General features: G+C 34.5%; 35 protein-coding genes, 2 tRNA genes and 1 pseudogene. 37 read left to right on the plus strand and 1 reads right to left on the minus strand.

The features are described from left to right. The first annotated feature begins 75 nt into the window (after positions 1-75). From AAGD51_RS02460 to AAGD51_RS02470, 3 genes and pseudogenes are all read left to right on the plus strand, one after another. Positions 76-732: a RadC family protein gene (locus AAGD51_RS02460; protein ID WP_006280787.1), complete on the plus strand. Its 657-nt coding sequence runs from the start codon at positions 76-78 to the stop codon at positions 730-732. Between the two features lie 245 nt (positions 733-977). Next, positions 978-2,360: an IS66-like element ISWen3 family transposase gene (locus AAGD51_RS02465; RefSeq protein WP_341810490.1), complete on the plus strand. Its 1,383-nt coding sequence runs from the start codon at positions 978-980 to the stop codon at positions 2,358-2,360. A gap of 20 nt (positions 2,361-2,380) precedes the next feature. Then, positions 2,381-2,533: pseudogene (locus AAGD51_RS02470) on the plus strand (IS66 family transposase); the annotation flags it as partial. A 23-nt stretch (positions 2,534-2,556) separates the two neighbouring features. Here the strand turns inward: AAGD51_RS02470 and AAGD51_RS02475 are convergent. Then, positions 2,557-3,039: a hypothetical protein gene (locus AAGD51_RS02475; RefSeq protein WP_077188183.1), complete on the minus strand. Its 483-nt coding sequence runs from the start codon at positions 3,037-3,039 to the stop codon at positions 2,557-2,559. A 205-nt stretch (positions 3,040-3,244) separates the two neighbouring features. Here AAGD51_RS02475 and carA point away from each other — a divergent pair, with 205 nt between their 5' ends. From carA to greA, 34 genes are all read left to right on the plus strand, one after another. Next, positions 3,245-4,336: a glutamine-hydrolyzing carbamoyl-phosphate synthase small subunit gene (carA, locus tag AAGD51_RS02480; protein ID WP_236514842.1), complete on the plus strand. Its 1,092-nt coding sequence runs from the start codon at positions 3,245-3,247 to the stop codon at positions 4,334-4,336. Positions 4,337-4,450: 114 nt separating this feature from the next. Further along, a tRNA-Tyr gene (locus AAGD51_RS02485) sits at positions 4,451-4,533 on the plus strand. 4 nt (positions 4,534-4,537) lie between these two features. Next, positions 4,538-4,608 (plus strand) — tRNA-Gly (locus tag AAGD51_RS02490). 78 nt (positions 4,609-4,686) lie between these two features. Beyond that, entirely contained in the window at positions 4,687-5,859 is a 1,173-nt protein-coding gene (gene tuf, locus AAGD51_RS02495; RefSeq protein ID WP_236514841.1) for an elongation factor Tu, read from the plus strand. 14 nt (positions 5,860-5,873) lie between these two features. Continuing rightward, positions 5,874-6,194, plus strand: coding sequence for a 30S ribosomal protein S10 (gene rpsJ, locus AAGD51_RS02500; protein WP_012673184.1), 321 nt, complete (start codon positions 5,874-5,876; stop codon positions 6,192-6,194). 9 nt (positions 6,195-6,203) lie between these two features. After that, positions 6,204-6,926: a 50S ribosomal protein L3 gene (gene rplC / locus AAGD51_RS02505; protein WP_006279218.1), complete on the plus strand. Its 723-nt coding sequence runs from the start codon at positions 6,204-6,206 to the stop codon at positions 6,924-6,926. Positions 6,927-6,928: 2 nt separating this feature from the next. Then, a complete protein-coding gene (gene rplD, locus AAGD51_RS02510; RefSeq protein WP_012673183.1) occupies positions 6,929-7,543 on the plus strand; it encodes a 50S ribosomal protein L4 in 615 nt (204 codons plus the stop codon). Then, the gene (locus tag AAGD51_RS02515; RefSeq protein ID WP_015589144.1) at positions 7,540-7,827 is read left to right on the plus strand and encodes a 50S ribosomal protein L23; all 288 of its coding nucleotides are present in this window, start codon (positions 7,540-7,542) and stop codon (positions 7,825-7,827) included. Before rplD ends, AAGD51_RS02515 begins: the two co-directional genes overlap by 4 nt. A gap of 1 nt (position 7,828) precedes the next feature. Beyond that, positions 7,829-8,653, plus strand: a complete 825-nt coding sequence (gene rplB, locus AAGD51_RS02520; RefSeq protein WP_015589143.1) for a 50S ribosomal protein L2 — start codon at positions 7,829-7,831, stop codon at positions 8,651-8,653. A gap of 3 nt (positions 8,654-8,656) precedes the next feature. Further along, positions 8,657-8,941: a 30S ribosomal protein S19 gene (gene rpsS / locus AAGD51_RS02525; protein ID WP_006279181.1), complete on the plus strand. Its 285-nt coding sequence runs from the start codon at positions 8,657-8,659 to the stop codon at positions 8,939-8,941. 5 nt (positions 8,942-8,946) lie between these two features. Continuing rightward, entirely contained in the window at positions 8,947-9,294 is a 348-nt protein-coding gene (gene rplV / locus AAGD51_RS02530) for a 50S ribosomal protein L22 (protein ID WP_341810491.1), read from the plus strand. Positions 9,295-9,333: 39 nt separating this feature from the next. After that, on the plus strand, positions 9,334-9,948 hold the full coding sequence (gene rpsC, locus AAGD51_RS02535) for a 30S ribosomal protein S3 (RefSeq protein WP_010962753.1): 615 nt from the start codon (positions 9,334-9,336) through the stop codon (positions 9,946-9,948). A 14-nt stretch (positions 9,949-9,962) separates the two neighbouring features. After that, complete coding sequence (rplP, locus tag AAGD51_RS02540) at positions 9,963-10,376, plus strand: 50S ribosomal protein L16 (RefSeq protein ID WP_010962752.1); 414 nt, start codon at positions 9,963-9,965, stop codon at positions 10,374-10,376. Between the two features lie 11 nt (positions 10,377-10,387). Beyond that, positions 10,388-10,591, plus strand: a complete 204-nt coding sequence (gene rpmC, locus AAGD51_RS02545; protein ID WP_006279350.1) for a 50S ribosomal protein L29 — start codon at positions 10,388-10,390, stop codon at positions 10,589-10,591. Then, positions 10,584-10,820 carry a 30S ribosomal protein S17 gene (gene rpsQ, locus AAGD51_RS02550; protein WP_007549925.1) on the plus strand — a complete coding sequence of 79 codons (237 nt, stop codon included), beginning with the start codon at positions 10,584-10,586 and terminating at the stop codon, positions 10,818-10,820. Before rpmC ends, rpsQ begins: the two co-directional genes overlap by 8 nt. Before the next feature lie 13 nt (positions 10,821-10,833). Continuing rightward, complete coding sequence (rplN, locus tag AAGD51_RS02555; protein WP_006279348.1) at positions 10,834-11,193, plus strand: 50S ribosomal protein L14; 360 nt, start codon at positions 10,834-10,836, stop codon at positions 11,191-11,193. Next, positions 11,193-11,510 carry a 50S ribosomal protein L24 gene (gene rplX / locus AAGD51_RS02560; protein WP_006279347.1) on the plus strand — a complete coding sequence of 106 codons (318 nt, stop codon included), beginning with the start codon at positions 11,193-11,195 and terminating at the stop codon, positions 11,508-11,510. The genes rplN and rplX overlap by 1 nt, the downstream gene beginning before the upstream one ends. A 6-nt stretch (positions 11,511-11,516) precedes the next feature. Then, positions 11,517-12,050 (plus strand): 50S ribosomal protein L5, encoded by a 534-nt coding sequence (gene rplE / locus AAGD51_RS02565; RefSeq protein WP_010962750.1) that lies wholly within the window; start codon positions 11,517-11,519, stop codon positions 12,048-12,050. 16 nt (positions 12,051-12,066) lie between these two features. Beyond that, complete coding sequence (gene rpsN / locus AAGD51_RS02570) at positions 12,067-12,375, plus strand: 30S ribosomal protein S14 (RefSeq protein WP_006279345.1); 309 nt, start codon at positions 12,067-12,069, stop codon at positions 12,373-12,375. 21 nt (positions 12,376-12,396) lie between these two features. Continuing rightward, positions 12,397-12,792 carry a 30S ribosomal protein S8 gene (gene rpsH, locus AAGD51_RS02575; RefSeq protein ID WP_007551150.1) on the plus strand — a complete coding sequence of 132 codons (396 nt, stop codon included), beginning with the start codon at positions 12,397-12,399 and terminating at the stop codon, positions 12,790-12,792. Positions 12,793-12,808: 16 nt separating this feature from the next. After that, positions 12,809-13,354, plus strand: coding sequence for a 50S ribosomal protein L6 (gene rplF, locus AAGD51_RS02580; protein WP_007551152.1), 546 nt, complete (start codon positions 12,809-12,811; stop codon positions 13,352-13,354). A gap of 5 nt (positions 13,355-13,359) precedes the next feature. Then, complete coding sequence (rplR, locus tag AAGD51_RS02585) at positions 13,360-13,731, plus strand: 50S ribosomal protein L18 (protein ID WP_006279867.1); 372 nt, start codon at positions 13,360-13,362, stop codon at positions 13,729-13,731. Positions 13,732-13,743: 12 nt separating this feature from the next. Then, positions 13,744-14,256 carry a 30S ribosomal protein S5 gene (rpsE, locus tag AAGD51_RS02590; RefSeq protein ID WP_010962748.1) on the plus strand — a complete coding sequence of 171 codons (513 nt, stop codon included), beginning with the start codon at positions 13,744-13,746 and terminating at the stop codon, positions 14,254-14,256. Positions 14,257-14,259: 3 nt separating this feature from the next. Then, entirely contained in the window at positions 14,260-14,730 is a 471-nt protein-coding gene (rplO, locus tag AAGD51_RS02595) for a 50S ribosomal protein L15 (protein WP_006279863.1), read from the plus strand. Between the two features lie 3 nt (positions 14,731-14,733). Next, the gene (gene secY / locus AAGD51_RS02600; RefSeq protein WP_010962747.1) at positions 14,734-16,062 is read left to right on the plus strand and encodes a preprotein translocase subunit SecY; all 1,329 of its coding nucleotides are present in this window, start codon (positions 14,734-14,736) and stop codon (positions 16,060-16,062) included. Then, positions 16,059-16,700 carry an adenylate kinase family protein gene (locus AAGD51_RS02605; RefSeq protein WP_077188177.1) on the plus strand — a complete coding sequence of 214 codons (642 nt, stop codon included), beginning with the start codon at positions 16,059-16,061 and terminating at the stop codon, positions 16,698-16,700. Before secY ends, AAGD51_RS02605 begins: the two co-directional genes overlap by 4 nt. A gap of 59 nt (positions 16,701-16,759) precedes the next feature. Continuing rightward, positions 16,760-17,128, plus strand: coding sequence for a 30S ribosomal protein S13 (rpsM, locus tag AAGD51_RS02610; protein WP_010962745.1), 369 nt, complete (start codon positions 16,760-16,762; stop codon positions 17,126-17,128). Between the two features lie 24 nt (positions 17,129-17,152). Continuing rightward, a complete protein-coding gene (rpsK, locus tag AAGD51_RS02615) occupies positions 17,153-17,539 on the plus strand; it encodes a 30S ribosomal protein S11 (RefSeq protein ID WP_015589137.1) in 387 nt (128 codons plus the stop codon). Positions 17,540-17,560: 21 nt separating this feature from the next. Next, positions 17,561-18,628: a DNA-directed RNA polymerase subunit alpha gene (locus tag AAGD51_RS02620; RefSeq protein ID WP_077188176.1), complete on the plus strand. Its 1,068-nt coding sequence runs from the start codon at positions 17,561-17,563 to the stop codon at positions 18,626-18,628. Between the two features lie 7 nt (positions 18,629-18,635). Further along, the gene (gene rplQ / locus AAGD51_RS02625; protein ID WP_007550873.1) at positions 18,636-19,064 is read left to right on the plus strand and encodes a 50S ribosomal protein L17; all 429 of its coding nucleotides are present in this window, start codon (positions 18,636-18,638) and stop codon (positions 19,062-19,064) included. 23 nt (positions 19,065-19,087) lie between these two features. Then, a complete protein-coding gene (locus AAGD51_RS02630) occupies positions 19,088-19,438 on the plus strand; it encodes a YraN family protein (protein ID WP_012673177.1) in 351 nt (116 codons plus the stop codon). A 41-nt stretch (positions 19,439-19,479) separates the two neighbouring features. Beyond that, positions 19,480-20,040 (plus strand): ATP synthase F1 subunit delta, encoded by a 561-nt coding sequence (atpH, locus tag AAGD51_RS02635; protein WP_010962742.1) that lies wholly within the window; start codon positions 19,480-19,482, stop codon positions 20,038-20,040. Then, positions 20,037-21,578: a F0F1 ATP synthase subunit alpha gene (gene atpA, locus AAGD51_RS02640; RefSeq protein ID WP_012673176.1), complete on the plus strand. Its 1,542-nt coding sequence runs from the start codon at positions 20,037-20,039 to the stop codon at positions 21,576-21,578. The genes atpH and atpA overlap by 4 nt, the downstream gene beginning before the upstream one ends. 9 nt (positions 21,579-21,587) lie before the next feature. Next, the gene (gene greA / locus AAGD51_RS02645; protein WP_077190318.1) at positions 21,588-22,082 is read left to right on the plus strand and encodes a transcription elongation factor GreA; all 495 of its coding nucleotides are present in this window, start codon (positions 21,588-21,590) and stop codon (positions 22,080-22,082) included. Positions 22,083-22,086: the final 4 nt, after the last annotated feature.

The raw sequence follows: 22,086 nt of genomic DNA on the forward strand, positions 1-22,086 counted from the left end.
GGCTTTATGCCAATGCTGATAAAAAACAGCAGTAAATATCTAAAAAAAGTTTGTTGTTAGTGAAAGGTAAATTATATGAATAAAAGTAAAGAAGAAATCGAATTCAGAATATTAGAAAGCAAAGGCAAAGCACTACTTGATCGTGAAATAATGGAAACGTTTCTAAGTGCAGTACATGAAAGCCCACAGGCTCAAGAAATTGCTAAAAATTTGGTGAATACTTATACAGGAGTAGGAAGGATTTTAGGTAGAGAAATGGATGACCTGAAAGTTATAGAAGGAGTAACTGATTCTGCAGTAGCAATGATTATGTGTGTTAAGGAAACACTAGAAAGGGTACTGAAAGAAAAGCTTAAGAGTGAGCCAATCATGGACTTACAAGGGATAGTAGAGTACTTAAACGTAAGTATAGGCCACTCAGAAAGGGAATGTGTAAAAATACTGTACTTGAATAAAAGGCGTCAACTAATTGGAGAAGAATCCTATATTGGTGAAATGGAAAAAGCACCAGTATACATAAAGGAAATTACAAGAAAGGCATTAATGAAAAATGCAACATCAATAATAATGTCACATAACCATCCTGGAGGGAGCTTAGAGCCATCAGAAGAAGATCAAGCAGTAACGAAGAGCTTAGCAGCAGCATGTAGTACTGTAAGCGTAAAATTGTTTGACCATATTATCATCACAAGTGGAGGCTATTTCAGCTTTCGAGAAAATGGATTGTTATAGTAGAAAGTATTTGCAAATCTACTCATTATAATTTATAATGAGTAGTAAGATGTATAAAGTTTATTGTACGCTTAAAAAGTATTTTTAATATGAGGTTTATATGACTAGTAAAGATCGGAATAAAAAGACTAATGTTAATCACAAGAAAATATTTGGTGCTCTTGAAGGTATCCGTTCAGCGGAGTGGCAGAATAAGGTAGACAAGGTGATCTAAAAAGATAATCATAGAGCAAAAGTGAAATAATATGGTAAACCTTTTAGAACTTTGCAAAAATTTACAGCAAAAAATAGAAAGGTTAGAAGCAAAAATAGAAAGATTGGAAAAAGAGAATGAAAGTTTAAAAGCAGAAAATAAGGCTTTAAAGATAGAAAATGCTGAGTTAAGAGAAAGACTCGGTTTAAGCTCAAAAAATTCATCAATACCAAGTTCCAAAGAGTTGTATAAAATAAAAAAGAATAAGCCGAAAAGCGAAAGGAATATTGGCGGTCAGGTTGGTCATAAAGGAAGTTTTTGCGCCAACATGGATGCAGATAAAGTAGTAAAGATAGAGTTGCCTAATACTTGCGAATGCGGAGGAGAAATTGCAATATGTGAAAAACCATATATTCATCAGAAAGTTGATCTTCCAGAAATCAAGCCTTATGTAGTGGAATATCAGTTAGAACATGGCCGTTGTCGGAGATGCGGAAAGAGAAGAAGTAGCAAGTTACCGGAAGGTGTTACGCCAGATACATTTGGTCCAAGGGTTAAGTCAATAATTGCAGCGTTCAGCGGATTCTACAAAAATTCAAAACGCGAAATAGCGAGTGTCGTAAATGATATCTTCAATTTGAACATAAGCGTCGGTAGCATATCAAATAGTGAACATAGAGTTGCTTCAAAATGCAAAAAAATGTATGAGCAGATCGAACAAGAGATAAGTAGGAGTAAAGTTCTACATATTGATGAAACGAGCCATTATAACAAAGGTAAACTCGCTTGGTGTTGGATGTTTGCAAGCAATACGGCAAGTTTTGTAAAATTTACAGAGTCAAGAGGAATGAAAGTTTTACAAAATAGTAAATTCTGCAATCGCAATAGCTTGGTAATAACTGACAGGTATGCAGCATACAATTATTTTGCCGATAAAAACAGGCAAATCTGTTGGGCACATTTATCAAGAGATTTTGAAAGATTAGCACATAGTTGGAATATTGAAGTTAAAGTTCTGGGTTGTTACTTGAGAAACGTGGCCACTGAATTATTTGCACTAAAAAAAGCTTTACTAAAAAGTGAGATAGATGTTTTGAGGTTTGTCAGACGTGCCAGAAAATTAAGAAAACGTACAAAGTATTACTTGAAGGAGATATCTCGTTTACCTGAAGCAATTGGAGCCTCTCGAGTTGCAAAAAATGTTCTGAGATCTGAAAGAATGATGTGGAAATTTTTAGATGACCCAGAAAATATTCCGCTGACAAATAACCACGCTGAACGGCAAATTCGGCATTATGTCGTTTATCGCAAAAACTCATATTTTACACAATCAAAGCGGGGAAATACATTCCTTGAGCGGATAATTTCATTATACTTAACTTGGAAACAAAGGGGTCTCAATCCTTTCCAAAATCTCCTATCTATTGTTTCTTAAACCACTCTCCTGAACGGATACAAATTCGGCATTATGTCGTTTATCGCAAAAACTCATATTTTACACAATCAAAGCGGGGAAATACATTCCTTGAGCGGATAATTTCATTATACTTAACTTGGAAACAAAGGGGTCTCAATCCTTTCCAAAATCTCCTATCTATTGTTTCTTAAACCACTCTCCTGAACGGATACGTTTAGGCTGTTATGCCTGGCGGCTTTGTTGGAATAAGTTTTTCAACACTGCTAACAATAAAGTCAGTGATACCGTCAGCTACCTTATCGAATTTATTGTTTATATCTTTTCCTATTTCTTCATTTTTAACATATTCGTGTAGAGCTAAAGCAGTTATAGCTGCACATGCTGCAATCAAGCCAGTTTTTGCTATAATGAGCATTGATAATCCTCCTACCAATATAGATGTTAATCCAATAGCCAGGTTTATAATTTTACTTTGTGTTGTTTGTTGTGCTTCCTGATTTTGACCTGCTTCCTTCTCTTCAAGAACGTTTGATATTATTTTTGAGACAATTTTTACCGCGATTATTGCAATTGCGGTCATAGCTAATCCTATGGCTATTTTTGCTAAGAGAAAAAATGATGGCAACACCATCGTAAAGAATAGTAAACCAGCTCCTGCAATTAGTAACTTATTTTTAGACTGAAACCCACTTAGCATAATAACTAACCTCTCTATTTTTTAACTACTAAATATATCTAATATAAAATACGGAGATAGTCAACATATTTTATGGAAGGGCGTGTTAAAAATTTTTTTCATATTGTTCTTCGCCGCCTTATGGTTGAATTTGGAGTTTTAGAAAGAGTTACGTATTATTTGAAATTCTTGTATACTGTTTTGAATCAGTTAAATAGATAATGAAGTGCAGGACGCAGTTTTAATTTTACAAGATGGTAAATGCTTTTGGGGAAAATCAGTAGGTAAAAAAGGCAAGTGCATAGGTGAGATCTGTTTTACCACTGGTATGACCGGGTATCAGCATACTATAACTGATCCTTCTTTTGCCGATCAAATTATAACGTTCACTTTTCCTCATATTGGTAACATTGGAGTAAACCATAAAGATAATGAAGGAAAGAAAATTTTTGCAAGTGGTGTGGTTATGCGTGAACTTTCTTCTATGTCCCACTCTTCTTCATATATCAGTTTAAATGATTGGTTAGAGAAAAATAACGTGATTGGGATATCAGGAGTTGATACTAGAGCTTTAACGAGACATTTGAGAGAACATGGATCTCAAAATGGAATGATATACCCGTCAAGCGAGACGCATGTGTTGGATGAATTGAAGAAATACAAACCTGTAAATGGGATAGAAATAACCAATAAAGTTAGCTTGCATAGTAATTTTAAAAGAGACCTTAATGCAAAATATAGGGTTGTAATCGTTGATTTTGGCGTAAAAATCAGTATAGTTTCACGCTTAATAGAACTTGGTTGTACAGTTGAATTAATCAGACCAAGCACAGGTTTTGCTCAAAAAGTGTTGAGTATGAATCCAGATGGTATAGTGCTTTCAAATGGTCCTGGTGATCCGCAAGAAATAGGAGAAAGTGTAGTTTCAGAAATAGACATTATTATAAAATCTAAAATACCAATTTTTGGCATATGCATGGGCCATCAATTACTTGCGATTACTTTGGGGGCAAAGACCATCAAGATGGATATAGGTCACCGAGGGAGTAACCATCCAGTTTATGATGTAATTAGTGGAAAAGTTGAGATCACTAGCCAAAATCATGGTTTCGTTGTTGATTCAGCTTCTCTTCTAAGTAATGTTGAAATTACTCACATTTCTCTATTTGATAATAGTGTAGAGGGAATAATGATGAAGGATTACCCAGTCTTTTCTGTGCAATACCATCCAGAAGAAGCGCCAGGTACGCATGATTCGCATTATTTGTTTAAACGTTTTATTGACAATATTGTGTTGTATAAAATGAAATCTGCGTGATTTTAATCAGGGTAGGTTTTATTGCTTGATTTTTTAATTTTAGGCGTTTAGTATTAAATACAATAAGAGCTTAAGTTAAGATGCTAAAATAGTATTCTCTTAACAAATTTTTGCGGAGGAGTGACCGAGTGGTTAAAGGTAACAGACTGTAAATCTGTCCGCGTGAGCGTACGTAGGTTCGAATCCTACCTCCTCCATTGTGCGGGTATAGCTCAATGGTAGAGCTCTAGCCTTCCAAGCTAGTGACGTGGGTTCGATTCCCACTATCCGCTCTTTTTTTTGTTGTATTTTTATAAAATCAACATATTATTTATTGATGTATTTGTATTTTAGGTAGAAAAGTTTAAATTATGACAGCAATAGTGGAAGCATTTGGAAAGCCGCATGTAAATGTGGGAACAATAGGACATGTGGATCATGGGAAGACAACGTTAACAGCGGCGATAACAAAGCATTATGGAAATTTTGTAGCGTATGATCAGATAGATAAGGCGCCAGAAGAAAGGAAGAGGGGGATAACGATAGCAACAGCGCATGTTGAATATCAGACGGAAAAAAGGCATTATGCACACGTTGATTGTCCTGGACATGCTGACTATGTAAAGAACATGATAGTAGGTGCAGCACAGATGGATGCGGCGATATTGGTAGTGTCAGGGGTTGATGGGCCAATGCCACAAACGAGAGAGCATATATTGCTGGCGAAGCAGGTAGGTGTTGGATATATCGTGGTGTATATAAATAAAGCTGATGTTGCTGATGCTGATATGATGGATTTAGTAGAAATGGAAGTGAGGGAATTGCTGAATAAATACGGATTTCCAGGGGATGAAGTTCCTGTGGTAGTGGGATCTGCATTGAAAGCGCTGGAGGATGACAGCAGCGAATATGGAAAGAAATCAATAGATAAATTGATGGAAAAGTTAGATGAATATGTGGCGGTTCCACCAAGGCCTGTGGATTTACCATTTTTATTGCCAATCGAAGATGTATTTTCGATATCGGGGCGAGGAACAGTGGTAACAGGAAGAATAGAGAAGGGAGAGATAAAGACGGGAGAAGAGATAGAGATAATAGGTCTGAAAGCGACGCAAAAGACGATATGCACAGGTGTTGAGATGTTTAAGAAGTTGCTGGATAAGGGAAGTGCAGGACTCAATGTAGGAATATTGTTAAGAGGAACAAAAAGAGAAGAAGTGGAGAGAGGGCAAGTATTAGCGAAACCGGGGACGATAACACCGCATAGAAAGTTTAAGGCGGAGGTTTATATATTAAAGAAAGAGGAAGGAGGAAGGCATACACCATTTTTTGCGAATTACCAGCCACAGTTTTATTTAAGGACAACAGATGTAACTGGGAGCGTAAAATTGCTAGATGGGAAGGAGATGGTAATGCCAGGAGATAATGTGAGTATAGAAGTAGAATTGCAAGTACCGATAGCGATGGATAAGGGATTGCGTTTTGCGATAAGAGAAGGTGGTAGAACTGTTGGTTCTGGTGTTGTTTCTGAAATTTTGGAGTGAGTGTAGTAACTAAGATGAAGCAAGATATATATATTAACATTAAGGCTTTCGATTGTTCTTTATTGGAGGAGTGTGTTCGAAAATTTGTTGATGAATTAAAGCGGTCCAGTGCAAAATTATCTGGTCCGATTGCGTTGCCAAGGAAAGATTCTAAATTTATTGTTAATAGATCTCCTCACGTTGATAAAAAATCTCGTGAACAGTTTGAAATGAGAACTTCTAGGCGTTTGATTGTTTTACATGATCTTACTCCTACTATGATGCAGATGCTTACAGGTTTATCTTTTTCTGCTGGCGTAGAAGTGGATTTAAAAGTCAAGGAAGTTAAGGTTTAGGAGAAGGAAATGAAGAGAATAAATTCGCTGAGGAGAATTGGTTTACTAATGATGAATATTGGTCATACTGCTATGTATTCTGACAATAGTCGCATGGCTGTAACTTTATTGCATCTCAGCGAAACTTATATTATTGATATAAAAGGACAAGATAAATGTGGCTATAATTCAGTCATTTTAGGCACAGGAGATTTTAAAAATATAGCAAAACCTCAGTTGGAATATTTAAAGAAAAAGGGTATAAATAATAAATGTAAGTTATACGAAAGTAGATTAAATGACCTGTCGGGAATAGAATGTGGTAAAAAAGTGGGAATCAATCATTTTGTGGTTGGTCAATATCTTGATATTACGGGTTATTCTATAGGTAAAGGATTTGCTGGTGTGATGAAGCGGCATAATTTCAGTGGGCTTAGGGCATCTCATGGTGTTTCTATTGCTCACAGATCACAAGGTTCCACTGGCCAATGTCAGGATCCTGGTAGAGTATTCAAAGGAAAGAAAATGGCTGGTCATTTAGGTAACAGCAGGATAACTGCACAAAATATGAAGATATTATCCATTGATCATGAAAATAGTATAATTGCTGTGAAGGGTAATAATGTTCCTGGGTTTAAAAATTCCTATGTTTTTGTAAGAGATGCAGTTAAAAAATCTTTACATAAAGATGTTCCTTTTCCGGTAGGTTTACTGTTAGATGTAAATGATGATGCTAGTAATTTGGTAAGTTAGTTATGGAATGTAATTTAGTTAATCTATCTAATGATAATGTAGGTACTGCTCAGCTCAATCCTTTGATATTTTCTGCTAAGCAAAAATTGAGTATTTTGCATGATATAGTGAGATGGCAATTAGCGAAGAGAAGAGCTGGTACTCATAAAACAAAAGGTATTAGTGATGTCTCTGGTACAACAGCTAAACCTTATGGTCAAAAACGTACCGGTAGGGCAAGACAAGGGAGCTTGCGATCTCCTCAATTTAGAGGTGGTGGGATTATTTTCGGCCCTGTTGTGAGGAGTCATACTTATTCTCTTAATAAGAAGGTACGCAAATTTGGTTTAAAAATTGCTTTATCTCTAAAGTATTTAAATAATCAAGTAATTATTCTGGATAATTTAAATATTGATGTGAAGAAAACGTCTGAAATGTGTAAATGTATTAAAAATTTTAAATTTTCTTCCTTTTTGATAGTTGGTGATTATGGAGATGATTTGTTGCGTGCGGCTAAAAACTTGCACTATGTAGACTTAATCAAACCTATTGGGTTAAATGTTTTTGATATATTGAATCACGAATGCGTGATGTTGACAAAGGATACTTTAAAGCATCTTGAAGGTAGATTGTTATGATCAAATATAATAATATAATAAAATCTCCTATAATTACAGAAAAGGCCTCTTTTTTGAGGGAGAAGTTTAATAAATATTCTTTGTATGTTTTTGTAAATGTAAATAAGCGTCAAATAAAGTTGGCAATAGAGTCTCTATTTGATGTTAAAATTTCTTCTATAAATGTTGTTAGAATTAAGCCTAAATATAGGCGTTTTAGGGGTGTGATTGGTTGTGAAAAACAGAAAAAGAAAGTTTATTTTTCTTTGATGGATGGTCAAAAATTAGATATAATGAGCGTTTAGTATGGGTATGAAATTTTTTAATCCTGTTACTCCGTCTTCTCGTGGGACTGTGTTAGTAAGTAAAGTTGGTTTATCAAAAGATGAGCCAGAAAAGTCTCTTACATCCGGTAAAAAGTCCAGTGGTGGAAGAAATAATCATGGTAGAATTACAACTCGTCATAGGGGTGGTGGTCACAAAAAGAAGTATAGAGTGATAGATTTTAAGCGTAATAGAAGTGGTCAAGGTATAGTTGAAAAAATAGAGTATGACCCAAATAGAAGTGGGTTTTTGGCGTTAATATCATATAAGGAAGATGATATTAAGTCTTATATATTAGCTCCTCAAGGTATGAAGCCAGGTGATGTTGTTACAGCTGGGAATGATGCTGATATTTTGCCAGGGAATTGTTTACTACTCAAGCATATACCTGTTGGTTCTTTCGTTCATAATGTTGAGCTGAAGCCAGGTAATGGTGCTGCGATTGCTAGAGCTGCTGGTTGTTATGCACAAATCGTTGGTCGTGATGGCCAATATGTTTTATTACGACTCAGGTCTGGTCAAATTAGGTTGATTTTATCTTCTTGCAAGGCTACTATTGGTGTAGTATCTAACCCTGACCATAAGAATAGAAAGTTGGGTAAAGCTGGGAGAAGTAGGTGGCTTGGGATTAGACCTACTGTACGTGGAGTTGCAATGAATCCGGTTGACCATCCTCATGGAGGCGGGGAAGGAAAAACCTCTGGTGGTCGTCATCCTGTTACTCCTTGGGGTGTTGCAACAAAAGGAAAGAAAACTCGAAGGAGAAATAAATCTAGTGATAAGTATATAAAACAATTGAAAGGTTAGTTTATGAGTAGATCTGCATGGAAGCCTCCTTTTTGTCATCCTTCTATATTAAAGTCGGTGAATAATGCTTTAAACAAGGGGTTTGTTAACATGGCTATAAAAGTTCATTCCAGGGCTTCTGTAATTCTTCCTAATTGTTTAGGTTTAAAGTTTGCTGTTTATAATGGTAAGGATTACATTCCTGTGAATGTTAATGATCAGAATATGATAGGTCATAAGTTTGGTGAGTTTTCACCCACTCGTAAATTTACTGGGCATAGTGGTGATAAAAAGGCGACAAGAAGGTAATTGATATGAAAAACAGAGATGTAATAGTTAAAGCTGGTTCTAGGGTTTTAAAATCAACTCCTCGTAAATTGAATTTGGTTGCTGGTTTAGTACGTAATAAAAAAGTTTCTTTTGCCACTGTGCAATTAAGATTTTGTGAAAAGAAAGCTGCAGGTCTTATAAGGAAGGTATTAAATTCTGCGATTGCTAATGCTCAAAATTATGGATTGGATATCGATAATTTATATATAAAAGAAATTTTAATAGGTAATTCTCTTACTTTGCGTAGGGTATGTCCAAAAGCTATGGGTAGGGCTAATAGAGTTAGTAAACGTTATAGTAATATAACTGTAAAATTGGGGGAAATTATATGATTCATAAAAATAGAAAATTAATAAGGAAAGTGCAAAAATATGGGAAACGTTAATCCTAAAGGATTTAGGTTAAAAATAATTAATACTTGGTCATCTATTTGGTATGCTGAGAAGGGTTATAAACAAGGGTTGCATCAAGATTTATCTATTCGCAGTTATATAAATGAATCTTTTAAGCATGCTGGTGTTTCTAAAGTAATTATAGAGCGTACGATCGATTTGGTATCTGTAATAATACATTCTTCTAGACCTGGAGTGATAATAGGTAAGAAAGGCTCGGATATTGAGAAGATAAAGCAAAAGATAGCTGAAAAAGTAAAAAATAATGTGGAAGTGAATGTAGTAGGGGTTAAAAGGTCTGAAATAGATGCAGTTTTAATATCAAACAGCATTGCACAGCAGTTAGAAAAAAGGGTTTCATTTAGAAGAGCGATGAAAAAAGCTATTCAAAGTTGTTTGAGGATGGGTGCTAGAGGTATTAAAGTAAGTTGTTCTGGGCGCCTTGGCGGAGCTGAGATAGCTCGTACTGAGTGGTATAAAGAAGGCCGTTTGCCTTTGCATACTTTACGTGCTAATATAGATTATGCTTTTGCTGAAGCAAAAACTATATATGGCATCATAGGAGTTAAGGTCTGGGTTTATATTGGTAACTAATTAGGTATATTGAAATGTTTATTCCTAAAAAAAGTAAATATAAAAAAGTATTTAAAGGACGAATTAAGGGTAACACGAAAGGTGGTAGCACATTATCTTTTGGAGATTATGGTCTAAAGGCTATGGAAGCAGGTAGGATTCAATCTAAGCATATTGAAACTGCAAGGCGTGTAATATCTAGAACATTAAAACGCTCTGGTAAAGTGTGGATAAGAATTTTTCCTGATACCCCTGTTAGTAAAAAGCCGGCGGATGTGCGTATGGGTAAAGGGAAAGGTAGTGTTGAGTTTTGGGTATTTAAAGCTAAGCCCGGTAGAATGTTGTTTGAAATTAGCAGTGATGTTCCCATGCATTTAGCAAGATTGGCGCTTGAAAAGGCAACTGCTAAGCTTCCTATGAAGTGTAAATTTGTATCTAATCATAATTAAATGGAGTTGCAATGGATATAGCTGACATTGAATCGAGGTCCTCGCAAGAATTGCATGAAATTCTTGTGAATTTGAGAAAAGAGTTTGTTAATTTGGTTTTTCAAAAGAAGCTGGGCCAGTGCAACAATATTTCGCGTTTTAGCTTAATAAGAAAGAGCATAGCTCGTATTTTAACTACATTAAATAAAAGAAGAAGAGAGGAAAAGAATGCCTAAAAAGGTTTTTTGTGGTACTGTAACTAAGGCTAAGTGTGATAAGACTGTAAAGGTTTCGGTATTACAAGTGTATAAGGATGAGCTGTATAAAAAGGTTATAAAAAAATACAAGAAGTATACAGCACATGATGAGAATAATAGTTGTAAAGAAGGGGACAAGGTTTTAATACAAGAACACAAGCCTATTTCTACTACTAAAAAATGGGTTATTGTTAATAGCTCACATTGAATAGGATATTTATATGATTCAAAAAAATACATTGTTGGAAGTAGCTGATAATTCTGGCGCGCGTGCAGTGCTTTGTATTGGTTTATTGGGTGGTAGAAAGTCTGCATCTATAGGTGACACAGTTATTGTATCTACTAAATCTATTACTCCAAGAGGGAAAGTTGAGAAGGGAAAAGTATATAGAGCAGTTGTGGTGAGGGTGAAAAGCCCTATTAGAAAATCTGATGGTTCTGTAATTCGTTTTTCTAGCAATGCTGTAGTTTTGATTAACGATCAAGGTGAACCACTTGGCACTCGGGTGTTTGGTCCGGTAAAAAAGTTATCATCTGGTTCTTTTATGAAGATAATGTCATTAGCTGTTGAGGTTTTATAATGAGTGCTAAAATAAAAAGTGGTGACGACGTTATAGTTTTAACTGGTAAAGATAAGGGAAAAATTGGTAAGGTAATCAAAGTTATAGCACGTGATGCTAAAAAGAAAGTAATTGTTTCTGGAGTGAATGTGCATAAGAGACATACTAAACCAAAAGCTGGTAGTAGTGGTGGTATATTAAATAAAGAGTTAGCTATTGATATATCCAACGTTGCAACATTGGACCCTAAATATAAAACTCCAACTAGAGTGGGGTTTAAGGTTATAGACGGTAGAAAAGTGCGTTTTGCAAAAGTTTCTGGAGAAGTGATAGATTAGGTTGATATGTTTAAAGAATTGTATAAAGATAGCATAGTAAAGTCCTTGAAGGATAAGTTTAATTACGGCAATATAATGCAAGTGCCTAAACTTGTCAAGGTGTGTATCAATATGGGCGTTGGAGATGCTGCTACAGATAGTAAAGCAATAAATGAACCACTTGATAGCCTATATTTGATTGCTGGGCAGAAGCCTTTATCAACTTTTGCAAAAAAATCTATTTCTGGCTTCAAGATCAGAAAAGGTGCTACAGTAGGTTGCAAAGTAACTTTGCGTAGAGATAAAATGTATGAGTTTTTAGAAAGATTGATATATATTGCTTTGCCAAGGGAAAAAGATTTTAGAGGATTTAGTGTGAAGCAATTTGACGGTAATGGTAATTTTTCCTTTGGTATAAAGGAACATATCTCGTTTTTAGAAATAGACTATGATAAAATAAGTAAAATTAGAGGTATGGATATTAATATTATAACAAGTGCAGTTAGTGATAAGGAAGCAAAGGAATTATTACTGGCTCTTAAATTTCCTTTTTTTGATTAATTGAGAGGAGAAATATATGGCAAAAAAATCTATGATAGAAAGAAATCTTCGCAGAATAAAGTTGTGCGATCAATATAAAGAAAAAAGAGAAAAATTGAAATCTATAATAAATAATAAGAATTTGTCTATTGTAGAAAGGTTTACAGCTCAAAATAAATTAATTAAAAAATTGCCTAGAAATTCTTCTAAAACCAAAATTAGAAATAGGTGTGCTTTAACTGGGAGACCAAGAGGAGTATATAGAAAATTTGGTTTATGTAGAATTGTTTTGCGTGATTTATGTTCTTTTGGGCAAATTCCAGGAGTTACAAAGTCTAGTTGGTAAATATAATATAAGGAGTATATTGTGGCGTTATCTGATAGTATTGGTGATTTTTTAACAAGGATACGTAATGCTCAATTGGCAATGCATAGGGCAACAAGGGTACTATTTTCTAAGATGAATTCTTCTATATTGGAGATTTTAAAAGAGGAAGGGTATATCCTTGATTATGAAAAGCAAGTTGTAGATAATTTACCTTCTTTCATTGTAAAATTGAAGTATTATGAGAAGTCACCTGTAATTAGTGACATAGTTAGGGTGTCAAAGCCTGGTTGTCGTCGTTATTCTAAGTATAAGGACATTTCTAAAGCATATAATGGTCTTGGTATTTTTATTATATCGACACCCAAAGGAGTGATGACTGATTATAATGCACATAAGTTAAAGGTTGGTGGAGAAGTTTTGTGTCGTGTGTTTTAAATAATAGGAGAAATTCATGTCTCGTATAGGTGCTGCTCCTATCAATATTCCTGCTGGTGTTTCAGTTGAATATAATAATGGTAGTATGTTAATAAAGAGTGCTAAGGCTGAAAAGGAAGTTAGCTTGATCAGGGATGTTGTGTGTCAGATTATTGATAATCAGCTATTGCTTTCTGTTGATCAAGATAAAGATAATTATGATAAAATAAAGCCTATGTGGGGCACTTATAGGAGTAATATTAATAATATCATTAACGGCATGGTTGATGGTTTTTCTGTTAATCTTGAGATTAACGGTGTGGGATATAAGGCAGAGTGTGATGGTAAGTATTTGACTTTATATCTTGGTTATAGCCATAATGTTAAATATAAAGTGCCTAAAGATGTTGAGATTAAGTGCATAAAGCCAACTCACTTAGTAGTTAGTGGTATGGATAAGCAGAAGGTCTATATGGTGGCGTCTGATATATGCAAAATTAGAAAATATGATCCTTATAAAGGTAAGGGTGTTGTAATAAAAGGCAAATTTATGCTGCGTAAGGTTGTAAGTAAAAAGAAGTAATAAAAATGAAAAGATCGTATAATTTTTTAAGTAATTCTGAAAAAAGGAAGTTACGTAATAGAGCGAAGCTTGACAAGAGCGCTGAACGTTTACGTATATCCATATTTAAATCTAATAGGCATTTTTATGTCCAGTTAATTAATGATGTAAAAGGAATAACTCTCACTTCAGCTTCTACTTTGGATGCTAAAATTAAGGATGTATGTAAAGGGAAAGTCAACGCTGAAACTATAAAACAGGTTTCTTCTTTAATGGTTGAGCGTCTGTCTGGCATGAAATTAGAGCAGCAGCTTACGTTTGATCGTGGAGCGTATAAATACACAGGATTAGTTTCTCAATTTGCTGAGGCTTTAAGAAGTTCTGGATTTGAATTTTAGAAGGTTTTGAATATGGCTATAAAGAATTTACAAAATAATAATGATTTATCAGAGCTTTTAGTTTCGGTACGAAGAGTGACAACGGTTACCAAAGGTGGTAGAAGATTTTCATTTTCAATTTTGGTTGTTGTTGGCGATGAGAAGGGTAGGGTAGGGTGTGGAATAGGTAAGCACGCAGAAGTTGCTGAAGCAAGAGTCAAAGCTGTAAATGCTGCAAAGAAATCAATGATTAGAGTGTACTTGCGTGAAGGTAGAACTTTGCATCATGATATTAAAGCTAAATTTTGTTCTGGTGAGATAGTTTTAAGAACCGCAAGAGCCGGAACAGGTATTATTGCTGGTGGAGCGATTAGATCAGTTTTTGAGGTGTTAGGTATAAAGGATGTGGTAGCTAAATCCACTAGATCAAATAATCCTCATAACGTTATATGTGCAGTGTTTAAGGCTTTTGATAGTATGTTATCTCCTCGTCAGGTAGCAAGCAAAAGAGGCAAAAAGATTAGCGAGATAGTTGGAAACAGGTAAAGTATGAATAATGCTGTAAAATTAAACTCTATATTTACTAAATTATCTAAGAAAAAGAAGCCTAAGTTGCTGGGTAGAGGTATCGGTTGTGGTAAAGGTAAAACATCCGGTAGAGGGCATAAAGGGCAGAAGGCTAGAAGTGGAGTTTCTATAAATGGTTTTGAGGGTGGACAACAGTCTATATATACTCGTTTGCCTAAAAGAGGTTTTAAGCCTATACGTAGGAGCATATACTCTATAATTAATGTTGGCGATATACAGCGCTTAATGGAAGCTAAAAAAATAGTGAAAGACTCTGTTATAGATAAGGAGAGGCTGTATAAATTAGGTTTTATAAAGTCTATTAAGGATAAAATTAAACTTCTTAATAAAGGTAAGTTGAGCGAAAAATTTGTGTTTCATGTTGATTTTGCGTCAGAAGCTGCAAAAAAATCTGTAGCTTCAGTTGGTGGTAGTGTGGAAATACTATCGTAAGTCATGGGCAATAAATCAGCATTTAATAGCTTGGATCCTACGTTGTTATATAAAGGCGATTTATTAAAGCGTATATTTTTTACGCTAATAGCTTTAATTTGCTATCGCTTGGGTACTTATGTGCCTATTCCTGGAATTAATCTTGATGTAATTAATGATATATTTCCCAAAGATGGCTCAGGCGTTTTTGGAGTATTTAATTTATTTTCTGGTGGTGCATTGGCTAGAATGACAATTCTAGCATTGAACGTTATGCCATATATAATGGCTTCTATCATTATTCAGTTACTTTCTTCTGCGATTAAAGGAATGAAGGAAGTTAAGAATGATGGAGAGTCAGGCCGTAGAAAGATGAATTCTTATATACGCTATCTGACCATAGTAATTTGTGTATTTCAATCAATTCCAATTTTGGTTGGATTGGAAGGGATGAATAGGGAAGGGGTATTGGTTGTAATCGAACCTGGTGTTATGTTTCGTACAATAGGTGTTTTCAGCCTTTTAGGTGGAACTATGCTTTTAATATGGCTTGGTGAACGAATCAGCGCTAGCGGTATAGGCAATGGTATCTCATTAATCATTTTCACGGGTATAATATCAGAGTTACACAGCGCTTTGTCATCTTTGTTAACGTTAAATAAAAACGGTAGCGTATCGTTATTTATTATCCTTTTTGTTTTGGTATTGTTTTTTTTGCTGCTACTCTTAGTCATTTTTGTAGAGTCTTCTTATAGAAAGGTTATTGTTCAACATCCTAAAAAGCAATTTAAAAGATTACATAATGACGATTTTACTTATATTCCATTGAAGATTAATTTATCTGGTGTAGTACCAACCATTTTTGCTAATGCAATTTTATTGACACCTATTTCAATTGCAAATTTCTATAAGGGGCACGCTTTTTCTGATTTTATTTTGAATTACTTTATGGCAAATAAAGTAGTATATATTGTAGCCTATTTGGTGCTGATAGTATTTTTTAATTTTTTCTATACCAATTTTATATTTAATCCAGAGGAAAACGCAGATTTTCTTAAAAAAAATGGTGGTTTTATACCTGGTAGAAGGCCTGGGAAACATACTTCTGATTACCTTCAAGATATAGTTTTTAAGTTGACATTCATTGGCTCTGCGTATTTGGTAGTCATATGTACTGTACCTGAAGTTATGAGATATTATTATGATATACCATTTATTTTTGGTGGGACGAGCTTACTGATTATAGTGAACGTTATTACTGATACTATTATGCAAATACAATCTTATATTTTTTCAAATAGGTACGACAACTGGATAAAGAAATATGAGTCTAAAACGAGGAAAGTAAGATGATCATTACGATTTTTGGTCCTCCAGGTTCTGGTAAAGGTACTCAGTCAAGCTTGTTAATAGCAAAATATAATTTAAAATTAATTTCAGTAGGGGATTTATTAAGGAATATTATATCTAGCAGTAGTGAGTTAGGTAAAAAAATAAAGGGTACCGTGGAATCTGGTAATTTAATTCAAGATGAAATTATATGTGGATTATTACGTGACCAGATTGCATTAGTGGATGATAATTGCTTATTAGATGGTTTTCCGAGAAATTTAAACCAGGCTCATTTTTTGACTCAAGTTTTGCAAGAAAAATATAATAGGGATGTTGACATTGTAGTTGAGCTGCAGCTTGACGATAATATTGCAATCGATAGGTTAAAAAATCGTCTCGCGTGTTTGGACTGTAAAAGCATATATAGTGTATCTTCTTTTAAGAGTACTACTTGTGCTAAATGTAAAAGTACGAGGTTAGAGAAAAGAATTGATGATGCTGATATGTCTGCAATTAATAAGAGAATAAGTGAATATCACCTTCAAATGAAAGGTTTACGCGAGTATTATAAAGGCAAATTATTAACAATTGACGCTAATTTGAGTGTTGATGAGGTAACGCAAGAGATTGAAAGTAAAATTTCTTGTAATTTGGTTTGACTCTGAGTTGTTTTATGGTATAAATTAAGAGTTGTTATTAATAAAGTATCGAGGTACCAGTGGCACGTATTGCAGGCATAAATATTCCAGTGAGGAAATGTGTTCCTTTTGCATTAACTTATATATATGGTATAGGTATTGCTACTGCGAATGTAATTTGTCACGCTTGCGAAGTTGATAAGCGCAAACGTGTTTCAGAATTACGAGATGAAGATATAGAAAAGATCAGCGGTTTCATTAGACAAAATTATGTTATAGAAGGTGAGCTCAGAAAAGAAGTGGCTATGAACATAAAATCTTTAGTGGAAATGGGATGCTATAGAGGGGTGAGACATAGAAAAGGTTTACCTGTGAGAGGGCAAAGGACTCATACTAATGCTAAGACTCGTAAAGGTAGATCTCGGTTGCCTATTGCTGGGAAAAAATAAAATTTATTATTATTGTGAGTTTTAATGAAAAAAGTCAAAACGGTTAGTAAGAGTAAGAAGGAGTTTATTACTGGTGTTGTCCATATTCGTGCAACTTTTAATAATACTTTTGTAAATGTAACTGATGTTCATGGTAATACGCTATGTCAAACTTCTGTGGGTGCATGTGGTTTTTCAGGTTCGAGAAAATCCACACCTTATGCTGCAGGTAAGGCTGCGGAGTCTGCTGCGAAGAACGCAATGGAGAGATTTGGTATGAAGGTTGTCTCTGTAATAATTCGCGGTCCTGGCTTTGGTACCGAAGCTGCGGTTAAAGCACTTCAGAGCTGTGGGTTGACTGTGACTTCAATTGCAGATAAAACCGCAATTCCTCATAATGGGTGCAGGTTAAGAAAAAAAAGAAGAGTATAGGATATTTGAAAAGGTTGTTTTATGTATTATAATAATGATGTTTCTCTCTGTAGCAATTTAGATAAATTGATTAAACCTAGTTCAGTTAAGGTAATATCAGATGATTCAAGTGAAAAAAGTGATATAGTGCTAGAACCGTTGGAAAGTGGTTTTGCTTTAACATTAGGTAATGCATTAAGACGTGTAATGTTATCTTCTCTTAAAGGTAGTGCTGTTTATGGAATAAAAATTGAAGGTGTAACTCATGAGTTCACTTCAATTCAAGGGGTGAGAGAAGACGTAACTGATATAGTATTAAATATGGGTATGTTGAGGTGTAAATTAAATGGTGCTTCTAATAAATGCTTAAATTTAAACGCTAAAGGGCCTTGCCAGGTATTAGCTGGGATGATAGAAACTGATGATCAATGCTCTATTGTGAATAAGGATTTATTAATATGTACGCTGGGGCAAAATGTAGAGCTTAACATGACCATATATGTGGCTAGCGGAAAAGGTTATCTTCCTGTAATTAAGTATAAAGAAAACGAACTTTTGAAGCTTATGAGTGAACAGGATTTAATTGGTTTTATTCCAGTTAATGCTTTGTATAGCCCTGTCAACAGGGTTTCGTACAGGGTAGAGAACAGTCGTGTTGGCCAAGTGACTGATAAGGATAAGCTGATATTGTCAATTGAAACTGATGGTACAATTTCTCCGAGTCAAGCTGTTGACTCTGCTGCAAGAATATTACAGGAGCAACTTCAGCCCTTTATTAGTTCTGATGTAAGTTATAAAAAATCGCAGGTTTCTTCGTCTAGTGGTGCTAAAGATTTGGGTTATGACCCTGTCTTATTGCGTAAGGTAGATGAAATGGAATTATCTGTCAGGTCTCATAACTGTCTGAAAAACGAAAACATCACTTATATAGGTGATCTTGTGCAAAAGACAGAAGGTGAAATGTTAAGAACTGCTAATTTTGGCAGAAAGTCTTTGAATGAGATTAAGGCAGTTTTGACTAATTTTGGCTTGTCTTTGGGTATGAATGTGCTAAACTGGCCACCTAAGGATATAGATGAGTTGGCTAAACAACATACTGATGAAGATTAGGTGATATATGAAACATGGAATAAAAAAACGTAAACTATCTCGTTGTACTGAACATAGATTATCGACGTTAAAGAATCTATCTATCTCATTAATTAACCATGAGCAGATTGTAACTACTTTACCAAAAGCTAAGGAACTTCGTCCATATGTCGAAAAGTTTATTACAATTGCTAAGAATAAGAATACTTTACATGGTAGAAGACTTTTGCTTTCACGCCTTCATAATAGTAAGTTAGCAGTTGATAAGTTATTAAACGTCTTAGCCAGCCGTTATCAAGATCGTAAAGGTGGGTATTCTAGAATAATAAAATTTAGCACTCGAAAGGGTGATTGCGCTTCAATGGCAGTGATAGAACTGGTTGATAGGGATATTGCAGCAAGAGGTAAGGTTTATAGTAAAAATAAAGAAGGAGGCAAAGTAGTTACACAAAGTTAATTGTTATCATAATTGTTCTTCTTGTGGTAAGTAGGTTACGCTACTTTGTAGGTTACTTTGGCGAGTTATTAGTTTTAGTATATTTAAAACTGAAATGGTATAATGTTATAAAACGCCGTTACCGTTGTAAGTTCGGTGAAATTGACTTGATTGTATCTAAAAAAAAGGAGCTGATTTTTATAGAAGTTAAAACAAGTTTACTTGGAAAAGAAATACCGATATCTCATCTTCAATGTCAGTCTATTATAAATTCTTCTAAGTATTTCTTAAGTAAAAACCTTAGTTTTTTAGATTATTCAGTCAGATATGATTTATATTTTCTTTCCTTAAAGAGAAGACCTGTTTATATAAAAAATGCTTGGATTGAAGAATGAAAGATTTGTAGCTGAATTAATTTAGATTTACTGGATTTAATATGAAAAAGACCCAATACAATAATTTAGTTTCATCTTACGCTAGAGTGCTATTTCATGTCTCAGGAAGCAGGTTAGGTATTATAAGGAAAGAAGTAGAATTTTTGTTGGCTTTTTTTAAGGATCAACGTGATGTTTTTGTGTACCTATCTCATCCTATGATTTCTTTTGCACACAAAAAAGAAGTGATGCTTTCTATAAATGAGCACTTGAGTGAGAATTTAGTAAAATTTATTATGGTTATATTTGCAAATAAACGCTCTAGTTTATTGATCCTTATATTAGAAAAATTCTTAAGTCTTGCAAGAGAAAATGAAAATGAATTCGAAATTACTATAAAGTCAGCAGAAACTTTAAAGGAATCTGATATAAAAATAATTACTGAATCTTTGAGCTTTCTTGGTAAAATAATAAAAGTAAGCAATGTGGTTGACCCTTCTATACTAGGTGGCTTCGTAGTTAGGTATGGTTTTAATTTGATCGATGCTTCGCTAAAAAGTTACTTGGATAGGTTAGTTGACTTAAGTAAAATGGAAATATTAAAAGTAAGGAATTTTGTATGAAGAACAGTATGAATGTTTCTGAGATAGCAAGTATAATAAGAGAAAAGGTTGAGACGTTTGATAATCCTATAAAGCGGGAAAATATAGGTGAAGTAATTTCAGTAACAGATGGTATCGCATTGGTTTATGGGCTGGAAAAAGCAAAATTCGGTGAAAAGGTATTTTTTGCAAGTGGTGTAGAAGGAATAGTTCTCGATTTAGATCATGATACGGCTGGAATAGTTGTGCTTGGTAATGACCGTGATGTGAAAGAAGGGGACGTTGTAAAATGTAGTGGTGATGTTGTGCAGGTGCCTGTAGGGCATGAATTGTTAGGGAGAGTTGTAAATGCGTTGGGCCATCCTATGGACGACGGTGGGGAAATTAGAGCCAAAAACAGAATGGATATAGAATCTAAAGCGCCAGGCATTATTGATCGTAAGTCTGTGCATGAGCCACTGCAAACAGGAATTAAAATTATAGATTTGCTAATTCCAATAGGTAGAGGGCAGCGTGAATTAATTATTGGTGATAGACAAATTGGTAAAACTACTATTGCGCTTGATACTATTATCAATCAGAAGAAGATTAACGATGAGGTAAACGAAAATCAAAAAGTTTACTGTGTTTATGTTGCTATTGGGCAAAAAATTTCAACAGTAGCAAAAGTGGTAAATAAGCTGAAAGAAAGCGGAGCATTAGAGTATACAACTGTAGTTGTGGCTAGTGCATCTGACTGCGCGCCTATGCAATTTTTAGCACCTTATGCTGGTTGCACTATTGGGGAATTTTTCCGTGACAATGGAATGCATTGTTTGATTATATATGATGATTTATCTAAGCATGCTGTGGCATATAGGCAGATGTCTTTATTGCTCAGACGTCCTCCTGGTCGTGAAGCTTACCCTGGAGATATATTCTATGTACATTCTCGCTTGCTTGAAAGAGCTGCTAAAATGTCTGATAAAAAAGGGCAGGGTTCTTTAACTGCTTTGCCAATTGTCGAAACTCAAGCTGGTGATGTATCTGCATATGTGCCAACAAATGTTATTTCAATTACCGATGGGCAGATCTTTCTTGAGTCTGAATTATTTTATAAAGGATTTCGACCTGCAGTAAATATAGGTTTGTCAGTTTCACGGGTTGGTTCTGCTGCACAACTAAAGTCTGTGAAGAAAGTTGCTGGTTCTATAAAGCTAAGCTTAGCTCAGTATAGAGAATTAGAAGATTTCGCAAAATTTGGTTCTGATCTTGATGCTAGTGTTCAATTATCCTTGAATAAGGGTAAATATCTTGTCGAGTTATTAAAGCAAAAACAACATTTACCTATGTCAATAGAAGAACAAGTAGTGCTGATGTATATTTTTTCTAACCTATATAATCAGTTAAGTAAAATACAAATAAGTTACATTAATAAATTTGAACATGATCTTATTAATTATTTTCATACTGTGCATCCTGGGGTTTTAAAAAAGTTGTCAAATGACATGAGTGATGATATAAAAGGTGATATTTTTAACATTGTGAGTAATTTCGTTACTCAATTTAATTGCGTTTAGGTGGTGATTATGGCTTCATCCATTATTAATAAATTTCCTATAACGAGTGAAGGTTTTGAGAATATGCAAGCCGAACTTGAAAAATTAAAGGAAGAAAAACCTTCTGTGATACAGGCTATTTCTGATGCTCGTGATCAAGGTGATTTGTCTGAAAACGCAGAGTATCATGCAGCACGGGAAAGGTTAGGTTTTATTGAAGGCCGTATAATGGAGATAGAAAGTAAGCTCTCACATGCGGAAGTAATAGAAGTAAAAAATTTGTCTGGTGATTCAGTAATGTTTGGTGCAACTGTGACATTAAGCATGTTAAGTGATAATAACGGTGAAGTGGAATATGTTTATAAGGTTGTAGGCGAATATGAAGCTGATGTTTCAAAGCAGTTAATATCTACTAGTTCACCACTTGGGAGTGCCTTAATCGGCAAAAAAGTCGGTGAATATGTGGAAGTGACAGTGCCAAATGGAGAGAAATTGTATAAAATAGTTAAGATTGAATTTAAGTAAATTA

The sequence above is a fragment of the Wolbachia endosymbiont (group A) of Volucella bombylans genome (assembly GCF_964026965.1).
Taxonomy (GTDB): Bacteria; Pseudomonadota; Alphaproteobacteria; order Rickettsiales; family Anaplasmataceae; genus Wolbachia; species Wolbachia pipientis.